This window comes from Pseudomonas sp. NPDC087690, from assembly GCF_044743175.1.
Taxonomy (GTDB): domain Bacteria; phylum Pseudomonadota; class Gammaproteobacteria; order Pseudomonadales; family Pseudomonadaceae; genus Aquipseudomonas.
Window position 1 is genome coordinate 620309 of the sequence record NZ_JBIUVX010000002.1, and the last position, 17326, is coordinate 637634.

General features: G+C 61.3%; 6 protein-coding genes. 3 read left to right on the top strand and 3 right to left on the bottom strand.

Features of this window, described 5'->3' with window-relative positions:
- The first annotated feature begins 394 nt into the window (after positions 1-394).
- The 3 genes from ACIPIZ_RS07025 to ACIPIZ_RS07035 all read left to right on the top strand — a co-directional run bounded on the left by ACIPIZ_RS07025 (position 395) and on the right by ACIPIZ_RS07035 (position 15427).
- Positions 395-1507 carry a substrate-binding domain-containing protein gene (locus ACIPIZ_RS07025; RefSeq protein WP_064387719.1) on the top strand — a complete coding sequence of 371 codons (1113 nt, stop codon included), beginning with the start codon at positions 395-397 and terminating at the stop codon, positions 1505-1507.
- A 94-nt stretch (positions 1508-1601) separates the two neighbouring features.
- Positions 1602-2708 (top strand): substrate-binding domain-containing protein, encoded by a 1107-nt coding sequence (locus ACIPIZ_RS07030; protein WP_122660862.1) that lies wholly within the window; start codon positions 1602-1604, stop codon positions 2706-2708.
- Between the two features lie 221 nt (positions 2709-2929).
- Positions 2930-15427 (top strand): filamentous haemagglutinin family protein, encoded by a 12498-nt coding sequence (locus tag ACIPIZ_RS07035; RefSeq protein WP_401164710.1) that lies wholly within the window; start codon positions 2930-2932, stop codon positions 15425-15427.
- Between the two features lie 46 nt (positions 15428-15473).
- Here the strand turns inward: ACIPIZ_RS07035 and ACIPIZ_RS07040 are convergent, their stop codons facing one another.
- From ACIPIZ_RS07040 to ACIPIZ_RS07050, 3 genes are all read right to left on the bottom strand, one after another.
- Entirely contained in the window at positions 15474-15767 is a 294-nt protein-coding gene (locus ACIPIZ_RS07040; protein ID WP_318183186.1) for a type II toxin-antitoxin system RelE/ParE family toxin, read from the bottom strand.
- Positions 15748-15942 (bottom strand): hypothetical protein, encoded by a 195-nt coding sequence (locus tag ACIPIZ_RS07045; protein WP_064120669.1) that lies wholly within the window; start codon positions 15940-15942, stop codon positions 15748-15750. Before ACIPIZ_RS07045 ends, ACIPIZ_RS07040 begins: the two co-directional genes overlap by 20 nt.
- Positions 15943-16197: 255 nt before the next feature.
- Positions 16198-17145, bottom strand: coding sequence for a transporter (locus tag ACIPIZ_RS07050; RefSeq protein WP_150647390.1), 948 nt, complete (start codon positions 17143-17145; stop codon positions 16198-16200).
- Positions 17146-17326 lie beyond the last annotated feature (181 nt).

The window sequence follows — 17326 nt, forward strand, 5'->3', positions numbered from 1 at the left end:
AACCTGTGGGAGCTGGCTTGCCAGCGATGGGGCCAGTCGGGGCAATAAATAATCCAGATTTTTTCCCAGGACTGCGGTATCACCCGACCCTCGATTCCCCCATCCTCGGGTTCTCCTTTCTGTCATCTGCAACCACCCGCCAACGGCTCCAGCCCGATTCCGCCAAACCCCTGATCCAGGCCCTTCGCCGGCCCCAACAAACACCCGAGAAAATCCCTTCGGAAACGCCTCACAGCTCCCGAGGTTTTTTCCTTTATCTGTCACCGGAACCTGCGAATTTCTCAGTGCGACTTCACCACGGCCAACGCCAGCGAGGGCCCGGTGAGTCTTCCCAGTGTCATGCAAGCAACCCCGAAAACCTGTGTTCACAAACCAGTTGAAAAGGAGATTCTTCATGTTCAAGCGCACTCTGATCGCCGCCTCTCTGACCGTCGCCGCTCTGGCTTCCGCGCAAGCCATGGCCGTTACCGGTGGTGGTGCAACGCTGCCTGCCGCTCTGTACAAAGGTTCTGCCGACAGCATCCTGCCAGCCAACTTCTCCTACGCCGCCATCGGTAGCGGCGGTGGCAAGACTGCTTTCCTGAAGAACAACCCTGCTGGCTTCGGCACCACCGGCACCGTGCACTTCGCCGGTAGCGACTCGATCCTCAGCGCTTCGGAACTCAGCACCTACACCACCGAATTCGGTGCTTCGTACGGCCCGCTGATCCAACTGCCTTCGGTGGCCACTTCGGTTGCCATCCCGTACAAAAAGGCCGGCCAGACTGCTCTGAACCTGACCAGCGCTCAGCTGTGCGATGCTTTCTCCGGCGCTAAAACCACTTGGGGCGCTCTGCTGGGCACGGCTGACACCACCCCGATCCGCGTTGTTTATCGCAACGTTTCCAGCGGCACTTCGGAAATCCTCAGCCGTCACTTGAACTCGGTCTGCCCGACCCAGTTCGCCACCAACTCCACCTTCACCAATGCTCGTCTGCCAGCCGGTTCGGCACTGCCGTCGAACTGGGTCGGCGTCGCTAACACTTCCGACGTCGCCACTACCGTGAACGCGGTTGACGGTTCGATCGGTTATGTCGGTCCGGACGGTGTTGACGCTACCAGCAACGCTGTTGTGGCTCGCGTCAACGGTGTTCAGCCTACTTCGCTGAACGTGACTCTGGCACTGTCTTCGGTGTCGGCTCCTTCGACTCCAGCCCAGGCTGCCAACCCTGCCAACTGGTCGCCAGTGGTGGCTAACCCGGCATTGGGTTACAAACTCGCTGCCTACACCAACTTCATCTTCGGTCAGTGCTACAAGGACGCAGCCGTGGCCGCTTCCGTGAAGGCCTTCCTGACCACTCACTACAGCATCCCGGGCAACAACACGGCGACTCAGGCGCACAAGTTCGTCGCCGTGCCTGATTCGTGGAAAAACGCTGTAACCGCCAACTTCATCACCAACACGTCGGGCAACAACCTGGACATCAACAACACCACCGTGTGCAACACCATCGGTCGTCCTTTGTAAGTCGGTTGGTTCAGTCAGCGGTATGAATGGCAGCCCCTCGGGGCTGCCATTTTTTTTGCCCTCGTGCGGAGGGCACTTGATAAGGAGGTTGAGTATGTTCAAGCAGCGAATGATGGTCGCGGTGTTATCAGGCGTAGCACTGGTGTCGAGTTCGGCAGGGGCCGTTACCGGGGGCGGCGCAACCATCCCGGCCAAGCTTTACAAAGGGGCATCTGACAGTATTTTTCCTGCCAGTTTCAGCTATGCAGCGACGGGAAGCGGTATTGGTAAATCTGCATTTCTAACCAACAACGCGGCACAATTCGGGACGACCGGGACGGTACATTTTGCGGCGAGCGAGTCGATTCTCACCGCTACTGAAATTGCAACTTACAACGCTTCCCTCGCTTCTGCCTATGGGCCTTTGATACAGATTCCGTCGGTGGTTACCCCGGTGGTCATTGTTTATAAAAAGGCAGGTCAAACCGCTCTGAATCTGACCTCGGCGCAACTGTGCGACGCGATGTCCGGCGCTGCTACCACTTGGGGAGCGCTTCTGGGCACGAGTGACAGCACTCCAATCCGGCTTGTTTACCCCAGCTATTCGAGTGGCGGCACTGAAGTACTCAGTCGTCATTTGAACGCGGTCTGCCCGATCCGGTTTTCGACCAACGCTATTTTCACCAGTGCGCGCATCAATGCGGGTTCCTCGATACCTTCAAACTGGGTAAGTGTCGGCGCGGATGGCGATGTCAATGCGATGGTCAACAGTGTTGATGGTTCCATCGGCTATCTGGGGCCGGATGGTCTGGATGTGAAGAACAATGCCGTAGTCGCTCGGGTCAACGGCGTTCTGCCCACACTCGCTGATTCGACTTTGGCACTGGTGCCTGTTTTGCATCCGCCAACCAGAGTTGTTGAACCGTCAGCCTGGGGGCAAGTGATTGCCAAACCCAGCAGCGGTTACTCGATTTCCGCGACGTCCAACCTGATTTTCTCTCAGTGTTACAAGGATGCCGCGGTCGCCAGCGAGATCAAGAGTTTTCTCAGCAAGCACTACAGCTACCCGGGAAATGTGCCTTCCAACCGTGCTCATGGTTTCGTGGGTATGGCGGACAAAATGAGAGAGGCGGTGATCGCCAACTTTGTTACGAATACTTCGGGCGAAAACCTCGATATCAACAACCCGTCCATTTGTAACGGTATCGGTCGACCTCTTTGAAATACGCCTTCGTTGAGCCAATGGCAGCTGCGTTCGCCACTGCCATTTTCGGTTCTGGCACTCAGCCATCGTGCTCGCAATTACTCCCCTAACATGAAGTTTGTGTGACATCCGTTCGGTCGCGGCCCTCGCCAACGGCCTATGTCGTAACAGCAGGTTTTTGCAGGCCTGCGGCAGCTTTGGCCACCCAAGTGTGGCAATCAAAAAAGGATCTCGTAGTGATGCTCGCTCGCCCATCCCGTCGTCGTACCCGTGTTCTGTCCTCCAGGCGTGAAGCTGTGGAGCCGACGCTGTGGCTGCTCAAGCCGTTGGCGCACGCCGTGGCGTTGTGTCTGGTGGCGGGCAGTGCGCAGGCGCAGACGGCGTTCAGTTCGAGCTGGTTTGCTGCCAAGGGCGCAGCGCAGCAAGCCGCGGCGGCGCGTCCGAGCATGGGCGGCTTGCCGGGGATGACACCGCCGCTGGCTCAACAGCAAAAGGCCAATCAGCAGTTGCAGCGTTCGATCCAGACGTTGAACAACACCGTTGCCGCGATTGCCGCGCAACAAGCGGCGCAGGCGGCCGGGCGTGCTGCCGCCTTGGGCACGGTGCAGTTTGTGCCGGACGGTCTGGGTGAGGGCGGTTTGAAAGTCGATAACAGCCTGGCTCAGGGTTGGCAGAACGCCAAGGGCCCACAGCAGACTCAGGCTGACGGCAAGACCACGGTGAAGATCGAGCAGACCGCCGACAAGGCGATCCTCAACTGGGAAACCTTCAACGTCGGGCGCAACACCACGGTCGAATTCGCTCAACAAGCGAACTGGGCCGTGCTCAACCGGGTCAACGACCCGAGTGCGCGCGCCAGTCAGATTCAGGGGCAGATCAAGGGCGCCGGCACGGTGATGCTGGTCAACCGCAACGGCATCGTTTTCAGCGGCAGCAGCCAGGTCAACGTGCGCAACCTGGTGGCGGCGGCGGCCAATATCACCGATATCCAGTTCCGCGACCGTGGGCTGTATTTCGACAGCACCGGCACTCAGCCGACGTTCACCGACGCGGCTGGCAAGGTGTTGGTGGAGCGCGGCGCGTCCATCGAGACGCACAAACCGGCGGTGTCCACCGATGCCGGTGGCTATGCGTTACTGCTGGGCAACGAAGTGCAGAACGACGGCAGCATCAGTACCGCCAAAGGGCAGACGGTGCTGGCTGCTGGTGATCGCTTTTACATTCGCAAAGGCTCGGGCACTGAGGGTAATACCTTTTCGACGACGTTTGGCAGTGAGGTCACGCCGGGCTTCAAGGCCGGGGCCGTTGCCGGCAAAGTCACCAACAACGGGCTGATTCAGTCCGCCACCGGCGACATCACCCTGGCCGGTCATGAAGTGGTGCAGAACGGTGTTTTGCTCGCCAGCACTTCGGTGTCCACGCGCGGCACGATTCATTTGCTCAACCCGAGCACTGACAGCACCGGCAGCGTCACGCTGGGGCAGGGCAGCGCCACGGCAATCATGCTCGACAGCAGCGACCTCACGGCGCTCGACAGTCAACGCGACGCCGCGCTGACCGGCGTCAACGCCAACAACCGCATCCGTGGCGATCAATCGCGCATCGAGATCCAGAGCGGCGGCAGCGTCGAGTTCCAGAACGGCTCGATTACCTTGGCCACCGGCGGTCAGGTCGCGGTCAGTGCGCAACGTCGCAGTCTGGTACGCGACGGCGCGATGATCGATGTGTCCGGCGCCCTCGGCGTCAAGGTCGCGATGGAAAACAACAACATCAAGATCAACGTGCAGGGCAACGAACAGCGCGACGCGTCGATCAACCGCGAGAAGGGCGCGCTCAACAGCAACGACGTCTGGGTCGATGTCCGCGAATTGGTCTACGTGCCGGCCGGCACCAACGGCTATGCCACGGATCGCTGGTACACGGCGGGTGGCTTGCTGGAAGTGGGCGGCTACCTCGGCACCCAGGGCCACAGCATCGGCGAGTGGATGGCGCAGGGCGGTACGGTGAGTTTCGCCGGTAACGACGTGGTCACCGAGAAGGGGTCGCTGATCAATCTGTCTGGCGGCACGCTGGATGTGCAGAGCGGCCAGATTCGTCAGAGCTGGCTGCGCGGTGCTGATGGCAAACTTTACGAAGTCTCGCGTGCGCCGGGCGATCTGCTCTACACCGGGTTGTACAAAGGCTATGAGGACAGCAGCGAACGCTGGGGCCAGACGAGCTATTTCTACAACCCGCTGATCGCGCCGCGCTCACGTTATGAGTCGGGTTACACCGTCGGCCGCGACGCCGGGCAACTGGTGATCGCCACTGCCAATGCGGTACTCGACGGGCAAATGATCGGCGAGGTGTATCAGGGCGAACGGCAGAATCAGGCGCCGAAACCGGTGCTCGACGGCTATGAACAAAGTCAGACGGCGTTGGCGCGGCGTGCGCAATTGATCGTCGGCAGTTACGACCCGACCTACGTCGCGGCGGCGAGTGGCTTGTTGTATACGCTCAATCCGACGCTGGACCAGGTGCAAATGGGCGGCGAACGTCCGCTTGCCGGCAGTGATCTGGACTTGGCCGGTGCGGTGTCCGATGCACGCAAGGGCAAGTTGTTTCTCGATAACGATCAACTCAATGGTGTGCGCCTCGGTGCGCTCAAAGTGGCGGCCAAGGATCAGGTCGTCGTCGACGGCGCACTGACGGTCGATAACGGTGGCGACATCACCCTGTATGCCCCGGATGTGCAGATCGGCGCTGACCTGACTGCGCGTGGCGGTAGCCTGCGCCTGGGCAACGTGCTCAATCAATTCCTCTCCAGCGATACCGCCGACACTCGGCTCACGGCCAAGGCCGACAAGGCGACGCAGGTCAACGTGGCCGACGGTGTGCGACTCGATACGCGTGGCGTGTGGAGCAATTTGCGCACTAACCCGGACGATGGCGCGAACCTCGCGTACTTGAATGGCGGCCTGGTATCGGTCCGCAGCAGTGGCGATATCGATATCGGCGCGGGCAGTCTGCTCGATGTGTCCTCCGGCGGCGCTGTGCTGGCCAACGGCAAGACCCGTGGTGGCAAGGGCGGCGACTTGACGCTGGAATCCAGTGCGATTTCGGCGCCCGGTAAAACCCATCTCGACCTTGCGGGTGAATTGCGTGGCTACGGCGTTACGGGCGGCGGCACGCTGACGGTGCAGGCCAACAAGATCCTCGTTGGCCAGACCGACCAGGCATTGGCCGACAACACCCTGCAACTGTCCGACGATCTGTTCAGCAAGGGTTTTTCCGCCTACAACCTGATCGGCCTGAGCGGGCTGGATGTTGCCGAAGGCACCGCGATTGACGTCACCCTGCCGGTGTTCCGATTCGGTGATGCCGCGTCGAATCAGGTCAGTGGTGTCGATCCGCAAACGGCGCTTGAGTTGTGGACGCCGACGCTGTTCCAGGAAAACCCGACCAAGGGCCTGCTGACCCAGCGCGCCGGCGCCAGCCTGACGCTGCAGGGTGGCGCCAGCCTGATCGGCTTGATCGATGCCGCCAACAGCCCGTTGACCCTGGGCCGCGGTTCGCGCATCAGTGTCGATCCGGGGCAGAGCATCAAGCTGCGCGGGGCGGGGCAGATCACGGTCGAAGGTGAACTGAATGCCTGGGGCGGGACGATTGATATTCGTCAGCAACAGTTCGGCGCGATCAACCCGGGCACCTCCAATCAAGTGGCGGATTCGACTGCGCACAACCGTTCGATCTGGATCGGCGAGCAGGCCGTACTGGATGTCGCCGGACGCGCCAATACGGCCATTGATGTTCTGGGGCGCACGTACGGTCAGGTCGGCAAGGGCGGCAGCATCATCATCGGCGGCGAAATAGACACGAAACTGGCGACGGCCACAGCGGCCGATGCCTATGTCATCGTGCGTCAGGGTGCTCGACTCGATGCGTCCGGCACCGAAGCTGTTGTCGATATCGCCGGTCAGGGGCCGACCCGCGTTGCAACCGATGGCGGGCGCATCAGCCTGAGTGCCTACAACGGCGTGTTCGTGGAGGGCAGCTTGCGTGCGGCGGCCGGAGGTGTCGGCGCTGCCGGTGGGCGTCTGGAGCTGGCGCTTGAGGTCCCGTTGTACTTGGATTCGGCAAGCAATGCGGTGCGCGCGCCGAGGGAAATCATTATCGGCCAAGGCCCCGGCGACGCGCGGTTGTCCGCTAGTTTGCGGCCGGGCGAGGGCGCCGACAGTTTGCGCTACGGCCAGACGCGCCTGAGCGCGGATGAGTTGATGGCCGGCGGTTTCGACAACCTGAGTCTGCTGAGCAACGGCTTGCTGTCGTTTGACGGTGACGTCAATTTGCACATGAACCAGAGCCTCAATCTGTATGCCGGGGCGCTCTCGCTGGCAGAAAATTCCACTGATGCGGCACGTATCGATTTGCGCGCGCCGTACCTGCGCCTGTCCGGTGTCGGTACTTACTTTGAAGCGCCCACCATGACGCGGCCACGGGTGACCCTCAATCCCACGAGCCGATTGTCGCAGGCCACGTTCAATGCCTCGGCGAACCTGCTGGATGTGGGCAACGGGCTGTCGTTCGGTACGCAGGGTGCGATCTTGCAACAGCAAGGACCTGCCGTTGCATACAGCCGCCGGGCATTCGGCCTGGTGTCGCTCGACAGCAGCGGTGACCTGCGTTTCCTCGCCCCCAACGACCGTGCCGAAAAAACCCGCCTGTGGACCCCGGGAGACTTGAATCTCGGTGCGGCGCAAATCTACCCCGCCACGGGCGTGCAGGCTGACGTCCGCGCCGGCTATCAGGGCGCCGACCGGGCGAACGAACACACCCTGCGGATCAGCGGTCGCGGCGCGGCACCTGCGGCGGTGCCTTACTCGGTATTCGGCAGTTTGAGCCTGACTGCAGGCATCATCGAGCAGGGCGGGGTGATCCGTGCACCGTTGGGCCTGATTACCCTGGGTGACGATGTTCTGACCGCCACACGTGAGGTGCGCCTGTTGCCGGGCAGCATGACGTCGGTCAGCGCCGCCGGGCTGGTCATGCCTTACGGTGGCACCACCGACGGCATCGACTATCGCTACAACGACAAGTCGGTCATCTTGAATGGCATCACTGGCCAAACCAATGGCGTGGTCGTCAACTCGCAATACATCGATGTACAGAGTGGTGCGACTCTTGATCTGTCCGGTGGCGGTGATCTTCGCGGCGCCGGTTTCGTTTCAGGGCGTGGCGGCTCCACCGATGCCCGTCTCAATCCGTTGGTGCGCAATGCCGCCGACGGCACCTTCAGCTTGCCAGGGCTTGCGAGCAATCCGGTGTACGCCATCGTGCCGGGTAATCAGAGCGTGTATGCGCCGGTGGTGGCAGAGGCCGCTGCGGCAGATCCGCGGGTCGGCCAGCAGATCACCCTTGGCGCCGGCGTGCCCGGTCTGGCAGCCGGTACTTACACCTTGCTGCCCTCCAATTTTGCCCTGTTGCCGGGGGCGTTCCGAGTGGAAGTCAATGGTCAGGCGACGCCGAGCGGGACGACGCCTGCGCTACAACTGCGCAACGGTTCCTGGACCAGCAGCGGGCAGATGTCGATTGCCAATACCGCTTTGCGTGACAGCCTCGCCAGTCAGGTGATCCTGACGTCTGCCGATGTGTTGCGCCGCTACTCGCAATACAACGAAACCAGCTTGACCCAGTTCATCTACAGCGATTCCGCGCGACGGGGCGTGCCGCGTGCGCTGGCACCCATGGACGGCAAGACGCTGGACTTGCGTCTGAACGCCGGTGGCGAACAAGACATTGCTTTGCAGTTCAACGGGCAGGCGCTGTTCAAGGCCGCCGAGGGTGGCTTTACCGGCACCGCCGTATTGCGCGGGGGCAATGCCGGCGCGAACTTTGAAATCCTTGGTGCAGGGCATGCGCCAACCGCTGACTTCGATGGCGTCTCGGTCTACGCGGACACGCTCAACAACCTCAATGCCGGACGCCTGAGCATCGGTGCGATGCCGAACGTCATGTACGGCAACTCGGCCAACATCATCGGATTTCTTGGCACCAGCAAAGACATTGTTCTGCGTGAAGGGGCGATCCTGTCGGCGCCGGAAGTCTTGTTGCGCACCACGTCGACCCTTGGTGGCATCACGGTCGAGGCGGGGGCGGGGATCAATACCCTGGGACGCGGCGATGTGGCCTACGACTCAACGGCCGGCTATTTCTATCAGCCTGACCAATCCAGCCTGTTGCTGGCTTCCAACGGCTGGACTCATGTTCTGGCGCCGAAAGCGGCCAGCGGCATTTCCGGCGGTGGCAGGATCCGCATCGGTGTCTGCACCACGGCTGTGTGCAGCAACCCGGCGATCCTTTATTCGGACGGCAGTCTGACGGCCGCCACGGATAATCAATTCGAACTCGACGAAGCGGTGCGTTTCGGCACGCGCCACCTGGCGCTTTCGGTCGGCTCGGTCAACGCCGGCAGCGCCGAAGCACTGGCAGCGGCAGGCAGTCGCGTACCGGCGGGGTTGATGCTCAACCAGAACGTGCTCAATCGACTGCTGCGTGGCGATACGCAGTACGGCGCACCGGCGCTGGAAACCCTGAGCCTGACCACTCGCGATGCTTTCAATTTCTACGGCAGCGTGAGCCTCGACACTCTCGATCCGCAGACCGGCCAGAGTAAATTGCAGAACCTGGTGCTGGTCACTCCGGCGATCTATGGCTTGGGCAATGCCAACGATGTGGCGAGCATCCGTACCGCCAATTTGATCTGGAACGGCGCCACGCAAAGCCCTGGCGGCGTGATCACCGCTGGCGCCGGTACGGGCAGCGGCACGCTGGACATTCAGGCGCAACGTATCGAGTTGGGTTACGACTCGATGCCGCAAGCGAGCGGCCTGGATCAGAACAATCGTCTGGCGCTGGGTTTTGCCAACGTCAACCTGACCGCCAGCGACCGCATCACCGCCAACCACAAGGGCAGCCTCGCGGTGTATCAGGAGCAGGGCACTTACGACCCGGTCAAGGGTTACCGCTACAGCGGCGGCAACCTGAATCTGCGTACGCCGTTGCTTACCGGTGAAGCGGCGTCGGTCAGTGTGCTCAAGGCTGGCAACAATCTGACGCTCAGCGGTGGCGGGGCTGCCGGGGTGGCGGACGCGCTGGGTGCCGAGTTGAACCTTGAGGCTCGCAACATCGTGCTCGATAGCCGTATCGCCCTGGCCAGCGGCAAGCTGACGGTCAAGTCCGAAGGCGATTTGACCCTCGGCAATGCTGCGGTGCTGGACATGGCCGGGCGTACGTTGCCGTTCAACGATGTGAACAAGTACAGCTGGGGCGGCGACGTGTCGCTGTACAGCGCCAACGGCAATATCCGGCAGGCGGCGGGCTCGCGGATTGATCTGTCGGCGAAGAATCATCAGGCCGGCAACCTCACGGCCACCGCGCTGGGCGACGCTGCCGGGACAGTCGATTTGCAGGGTGAAATCCTCGGCGGCAGCAGCGGTTATTACGATGCCGGCGGCACGCTGGTGCCGTACAAGGCCGGGAGCGTGGACATCCGCGCGCAAAACCTCGGCGGGGATGCCACGGCGCAGTTCGCCGCGCTCAATCAACGCCTGAACGCCGGACAGGTGTTCGGCAGCCGCAGTTTGCAGCTCAAGCAAGGCAATCTTGTGATCGGCGATGGCCTCAAGGCTGGTGACATCAATGTCTCGGTGGACAACGGCAGCCTGACGGTGGCCGGTCTGATCGACGCCAGTGGCGAGCGCGTCGGCAACATTCGTCTGGCGGCGAAAAACGCTCTGACGCTGGCCGGCAACAGCGTGCTCGACGCCCATGGTCGAGTCCTGCGCGTCGACAGCTACGGCAAGATCATCGATGCGCCGAACCGCGCCACGGTGGAGCTCAATTCCGGCGAGGGCGTGCTCACGCTGGCGTCCGGCGCGCGCATCGACCTGCGTCACGGCACCGATGCGCTGCCCGGTTTCCTCGCCGGTCAACACGACGGAATGCTGCGCGGCACCCTGGAATTGAACGCGCCGCGTCTGGGCAGCAATGACATCGCCATCGACGCCAGCGGTGCGTTGACCATTCAGGGCGCTCGCTCCATTGGCCTCAACGCTACACGCCGCTACACCGATGCCCGCGATGGCGTCGATCAAGCGGTCAGTGGCCGACCGTATCAAGTCATCGATCAGGCCATGCTTGATCGCATCCATGGCGACAGCAACACCTTCATCAATGCGGCGCTGGGCAACAGCGATCTGCTGCAACGCAAACTCGCCGGGCTGAACAACGCCACTTACGCCGATGCATTCCATTTGCGTCCGGGCGTGGAAATCGACAGCAAAACCGCCGACGGCGACCTGGTGGTGGAGGGCGATCTGGACTTGTCCGGTTATCGCTATGCCAGCCTCAATCCGCACACGCGCTTGAACCCGGCGGTGTACGGTTCCGGTGAGGCCGGCAACCTGGTGATCCGTGCGGGTGGCAACCTCGATATTTACGGCAGCATCAACGACGGTTTCGCGCCGCCGCCGGAAACTCAGGACGATGCCGGCTGGAAATTGATTGCCGGTGTGCAGCCGTTCGGCGGTGATCTGATCGTGCCGGGCAGCGGTGTTTCGCTGGCTGAGGGGACACAGTTCCCGATCGGCGCCACGCTCAATTACGACGTGACAATTCAGGGCGCGGTGCTGGCCAGCGGCACGTTGCTGCCGACTCAGGCAGTATTGGCTGAGGCGTATACCTTTAGCGCCGGCACCGTGTTGGCCGGGGCCATCCATGATGCCAGTGGCAACCTGCTGTACGCGGCGGGGACGTTGCTCAGTGACAGTGTGACGGTGCCGGCGAACAGCCGTTTGGGTGCCGGCATTCGCTTGAACAAAGCGACGAACCTGCAAGCCATGAACTGGCCCAAAGGCGTGCCGTTGCCAGCGGTTTACGATGCCGATCTGAGCAGCACTTCCGGGGTGAAATTGAGTGGATCGCTCGACTTGCTGCGCGGTTCGCTGATTCCGTCGATGACCGACGTGAAACTGGCCGACGGCACTTCACTGATCGAACTGCGTCCGTTTACCGGCGACCAGCAAGGCAAGAATTGGGCGCTGGCGAGCCTGCTGCCTTCGGGCAGTGCGTCGTGGTCGATGCGCGTGGTGGCGGGGGCGGATCTTGGCGCCGCTGACAGTCGTGCGGTGAAGCCGGTATTGACCGATGGCAATCTGCGCCTGGCCGATGCTCATTACGGTGTGACCGTGACGACGGGTACCGGAACAATGGTCTGGGCGCCAGGCAATCCCTACGATCTGCCGGGGTATAACCCTGTGCCCGATGACCAGTTGTTCATGTGCGATTTGATTCCGGGACTTTGTCAGCCGATGGCGCGTTGGGTCTGGGCGCCCGGCAGCGGGTTGGGGGGGGATTACGAGCCGGTGCCTGAAGAGGCGCTGATCCTCTGTGACATCTACCCGAACCTGTGTATCGGCAATAATCCGGGCACAACCGCCAAAGCTCATAGCCAGATGTTCAGCGTCCTGCGTACCGGTACCGGCGATCTCGACCTGATCGCCGCCGGCAACCTGAGCATGGACTCGCCGTTCGGCGTGTATACCGCAGGCACTCAGTCAGCCAACGTTGACCCGCTCTATAACCAGAAACGCGGGCATCTCTCGGACAGCGATTCGGTGCTGGGCACGGCGGGTGCTGACTATGAGAAATGGGTCAACGGTGGCGCGGACAGCTTGTATCAAGCCTGGTATCCGCAGTTGGGCGGCAACCTGACGATCAACGCCGGGGGCTCGGTTTCCGCCGATTCAGTAGGCAAGAAGGCGCTATCGTCGGGTGGCGGTTTCCGTGAGCAGATTGCCAGCGCGTCAGTGGGTAACTGGCTGTGGCGCCAAGGCACAGGCAATCCGGATGTGCCCACCGCCTGGTGGATCAACTTCGGCAGTTATGCCACTCAGTTGATGACAGCCGACGGCAATACCGAACCGTACCTGATCGGCTTCACCGGTTTCGGCACCTTGGGCGGCGGTAATATCAGCCTGCGTGCCGGAGGTGACGCCGGTATGCTCAAACCGTTGGGCGATGCCATCAACTATCCGCGCAGCCAAGGGCTTATCGTTGCCGTGGGTAGCACGGGTCGTATAGCCAGCGATGGCAGTGTGCAGATGACCGGCGGCGGCGATATGGACATTCGCATCGGCGGCGCACTCAACCCATCGCTGCAAGCGCGGGCCGGGGATAACGGGACTCGGCCGCCGAGGCACGATCTGCAAGGGACGCTGATCAATTTACGCGGGGCGGCGCAATTGACGGGCGGGGCACTGGGCGGCATCAATCTGCAATACGGTGCCCTTTCACAGTCGCATGATGTCCGTGAAACCCGACCGCTGGATCCTTTCACCTCGACCACCAGCAACGCGTCCGGTGGTCTGGTGCTGATTCCAGGTGACTCGGGCATGAGCCTCAACACCCGGGGTGATCTGGTGCTGGGCGGTGCGGCCGATCCCGGTCGGGTGCGTCTGTTCAACGCCTCGCCACTGCTCGATAGCAGCGGCAATATGGGTATCGGCGGCATCCTGAGCGGCTTCTCGCTCTGGACCGATCACACCGCCATCGATCTGTTTTCTGCCGGTGGCAATCTCACGCCGAGTACTCAATTGGCGGAGGTCGACAGCAATCTCACCCCGGTGAGCGGCGCCAATACCTCGCCCACCGATGGACGCTTTGTCTATCCGTCGATTCTTCGGGCTGTGGCGGCTCAGGGGTCGATTTATGCCGGTCCATCGGCAACATACGGCGAGGGCAACGCAGCGCCGACTACCGCGTACTCACTGTTGTTGGCACCTTCGACAGCCGGACAACTCGAACTGTTGGCCGGCGATTCCATCTATGCCGGTGGCTATGCGATCAATCAATCCGGCGCTAGCCCACTGGCCATTGCCACGCCTTTCAAACCGGCATTCCAAACCTTCGCCAGCAGTAGGGTCCAGACGCCCCTCAACAGCAACTACGCCAGCGACGGTGTTAAGCCTGACGCCAATTCGCGTTATCCGTTGTTCGCTTTTGGTCCCAACAGCTATTCCGGATTGAATGACGTGCAGGGACCCGCAAGGTTTTATGCCTTGACCGGCGATCTGGTGGGGATACGCAGTGGTGAGACGTTGAGATTCGATAACTCGAAACGCACTTGGTACGAAGCCGCAGGCCCGGTCTGGATGGTTGCCGGACGTGACATCGTGGCATCCGGGACCAACCTGGGCCAACCGACAGCCGTGCGGCCCGATGAGATGGGCGTGGGTCGGGAAGTCATCACCTCGACCGGCAACCTGTTCGTTCATAACGACCCGCGAGATGTATCGCGGGTGTCGGCCGGACGCGACATCCTTTACAGCAGCTTCGATATTGCCGGCCCGGGTACGCTGGACATTAATGCCGGGCGCAACATCCTCATGGAAGACCGTGCCAGCATCACCAGCCTGGGTTCGTTGGTGGCCGGGGATCAGCGGCCTGGCGCCAGTGTGGTGCTGCAGGCGGGCACAGGCGCGCAAGGGCTGGATTACTCACGGTTCATCGCGCGTTACCTGAACCCGCGGAACCTCGCTGATCCGCAGGCCTCTCTCAACGGCCAGCCGGGCAAAGTGGTCAAGACCTACCTGGACGAGTTGCAGAGCTGGCTGACCCTCGGCTATGGCTTCAGCGGTAATGCCGAACAGGCGCAAGCGTTCTACGCCGCGATGCCGAGCGCCGAACAGGCGATCTTCGCCCGCCAGGTGTACTTCGCTGAACTGCGTGCCGGCGGTCTGGAATACAACGACGTCGATGGCCCGCGCACTGGCAGTTATCTGCGCGGTCGCAACGCGATTGCGGCGCTGTTCCCGAGCACTGATGTGGCCGGCAATCCGATTCGCTACGACGGCGATATCACGCTGTACGGCGGGGCAGGGGTCAAGACCCTGTTCGGCGGCGACATCCAGATGCTCACACCGGGTGGCGGTCAGGTATTCGGCATCGAAGGCGCGGCGCCACCCTCGACGGCGGGGATCATCACTCAGGGTTCGGGCAACATTCAGCTCTATTCGCAGGGCAGCATTTTGCTCGGCCAGAGCCGGATCATGACCACCTTCGGTGGCTCGATTCTCGGCTGGTCCGCCGAGGGCGACATCAACGCCGGTCGCGGCTCGAAAACCACGGTGGTCTACACCCCACCGAAACGTGTTTACGACACCTGGGGCAACGTCACACTGTCGCCTTCGGTGCCGAGCACCGGCGCCGGTATCGCTACGCTCAACCCGATTGCCGAAGTGAAACCGGGCGACATCGACCTGATCGCGCCGCTGGGCACCATCGATGCCGGCGAGGCGGGGATTCGCGTGTCGGGCAACGTCAACATCGCCGCGCTGACGGTGGTCAACGCCGCGAATATTTCGGTGCAGGGCAAGTCGACCGGCGTACCGGTGGTTTCGGCAGTGAATACCGGCGCGATCACCTCGGCCAGTTCCGCTGCATCCTCGGCCACCCAAGCGGCGGAAGACGTGGCGCGTCAGCAGCAAGCGGCGTCGCGACAGAATCAGGCGTCGGTGTTCACCGTGCAGGTGCTGAGCTTCGGCAACGAACAACTCGCGCCGTCCCGCGATGGCGCCAGCCGTGCGCCGGCGCCGGGTTACAACCCGGACAGCCCGGTGCAGGTGTTGGGCGCCGGGGCGCTGGATGAACAGGCGAAACAGCAGTTGACCGAGGAGGAGCGTGGGCAACTGACGCTGTAAAAGACTCTCGTGCAGTACGTTTGGGCGGCCGGTTGGTCGCCCTTTTTTATGTTGATGAGGTTAGTGGGTATTGTTGTCGAGTGTGGACTAACGTCAGTATTTTGATGTGCCCGTTCACTCGATAGACCAGTAGATAGTTTGGATTGACCACCATTTCCCGAGTGCCCGGTACCCGACCGGATCTGTAACCATAGGGAATTGATGAAAGCCTTTGCGTTGCTGCACCCACCTTGCGCTGCAGAGCCGCTGAAGCGTTGGAATTGTATTGTTCAATGTAATCGATAATGTCAGCCAGATCGTCCAGAGCTTGATCGCTCCATTCAAGCGGCAGCGCGTCGATTCTTGCGTTTCTCTTCTAATAATTGGTCGAGCCGCACCATGGCTTCCTCATGGGGAATGCCTGGGCGAGGATCATCCAGTGCAGCCTGCACCTTGGCACGAAACCAGCGATCGTAGCTCTCGGCCTCTTCTTCGGATTCGAAGTCAGAGTAAAACGGGGAAAGTAATATGCTCATAGTGATCTCCGTGATCAATCTCGGCAGTTTAAGGGGGGACATGGCCCATTGTCGTCACTGGCAGACGATGCACCCCATGAGCCCTTGAGGAACCATGGGATAACGGAGCCCAGTATCTGCAAGCGCCCCCTTTAAATCTGCCAGACGTTTCCCCCCGTTGTCCGGTAATCTCGACCGCCGCTGTAGGCGTATTCCACCTATGCGTTTTTCGGGTTTTCAGGCTACAAATCCAGGTGCGCTTTCCTACAAATGCACTCAGAACGCATAGGGAATACTCACCTTCGCCCACAACATTTCCCCCTCCGGCCGGTTCTCCACATCAAATTCCTTGGCCCAGCGAATCTCCGCACTGGCGTACTTGAGAAAGGTGAAGTGCAGCGCCGGGCCAATCGCGAACACTTTGCCGCGCACGCCGTCATTCACGTCCTGCCCGGCGAACTGCACGGTATGGCCGAACTGTTTGTCGTCGGTGGTTTGCTTGAGGTAGTAGCCGTTGATGCCGAGCATCAGATCATCGGTGAGCTTGTAGCTGGCCGAATAATCGAAGTGGAAGATCTGCCCGGATTTGTAGTCAGTGTCCTTGTTCTTCTCGTTGAAGCTGTAGGTGGTCTTCATCGAGACTTCGGTCTTGTCGGTCGGCAGCCAGGTGAAGGAGAACAGCGGTTTGTAGGTGTAGAAATTATTGCTGGTGTTGGCCAGCCGATCGACGCTGTATTCGCCGGTCGGCACGGTGATTTCCAGCGCGGCGCCAAGGGTCAGATTCTTGCCCATGTCCCACAGAATGATCGGTGCAATGGTGGTATCGCCCATGCCTTCGCGGGTGTCGCTCAAGCCGAATACCGAGACTTCCTGCTTCAGCCACGGCTGGGCGATGTAGCCGGCCAGGCGCCCGCCGAAGATACGCACGGGGCTCAAGTAGTCGAGACGCGGAATCACCGCGGTGGACTCGATTTCGACGTTGGGCACCTTGCCGCCGAACGAGCTGATGTTGAGTTTGGTCGCCTTGTAATGGTTGTAGTAGAGGTTGAACGCGACCATGTTCTCCGGAAGGCTGTCGACCTCCAGCGGCAGCATGAAAAAACCGTCGGTGCCGGTGCCGATGTTGTCGACGCCGGCTTCGGTGGCCAGTGCCGGTATCGTCACGGCGCAACCCAGCAAGGAAAGGGCCAGGCGCAGAGGGAATGTCGCGCGGTTCGGGTGCATATCCGTCCTCATTATTATTGTGTTTTTGGCGCAACGCCGGCACGCAGTGCGCGCGGCACTCTAGAAATAAGCGCTTGGCGCCCGGCGGGGCAGGGTTTTGGCGGACACTGAGGGGGACTTCTGCGGACAGCTGGCAAACCCTGTGCTAACTTCCTTCGACATAACCGGTAACAAAAATAAC

Excerpts from the sequence above, each read along its gene's own strand:
- ACIPIZ_RS07025 (WP_064387719.1), top strand. The coding sequence starts at position 395 with ATGTTCAAGCGCACTCTGATCGCCGCCTCTCTGACCGTCGCCGCTCTG.
- ACIPIZ_RS07030 (WP_122660862.1), top strand. The coding sequence starts at position 1,602 with ATGTTCAAGCAGCGAATGATGGTCGCGGTGTTATCAGGCGTAGCACTG.
- ACIPIZ_RS07035 (WP_401164710.1), top strand. The coding sequence starts at position 2,930 with ATGCTCGCTCGCCCATCCCGTCGTCGTACCCGTGTTCTGTCCTCCAGG.
- ACIPIZ_RS07045 (WP_064120669.1), bottom strand. The coding sequence starts at position 15,942 with ATGAGCATATTACTTTCCCCGTTTTACTCTGACTTCGAATCCGAAGAA.
- ACIPIZ_RS07050 (WP_150647390.1), bottom strand. The coding sequence starts at position 17,145 with ATGCACCCGAACCGCGCGACATTCCCTCTGCGCCTGGCCCTTTCCTTG.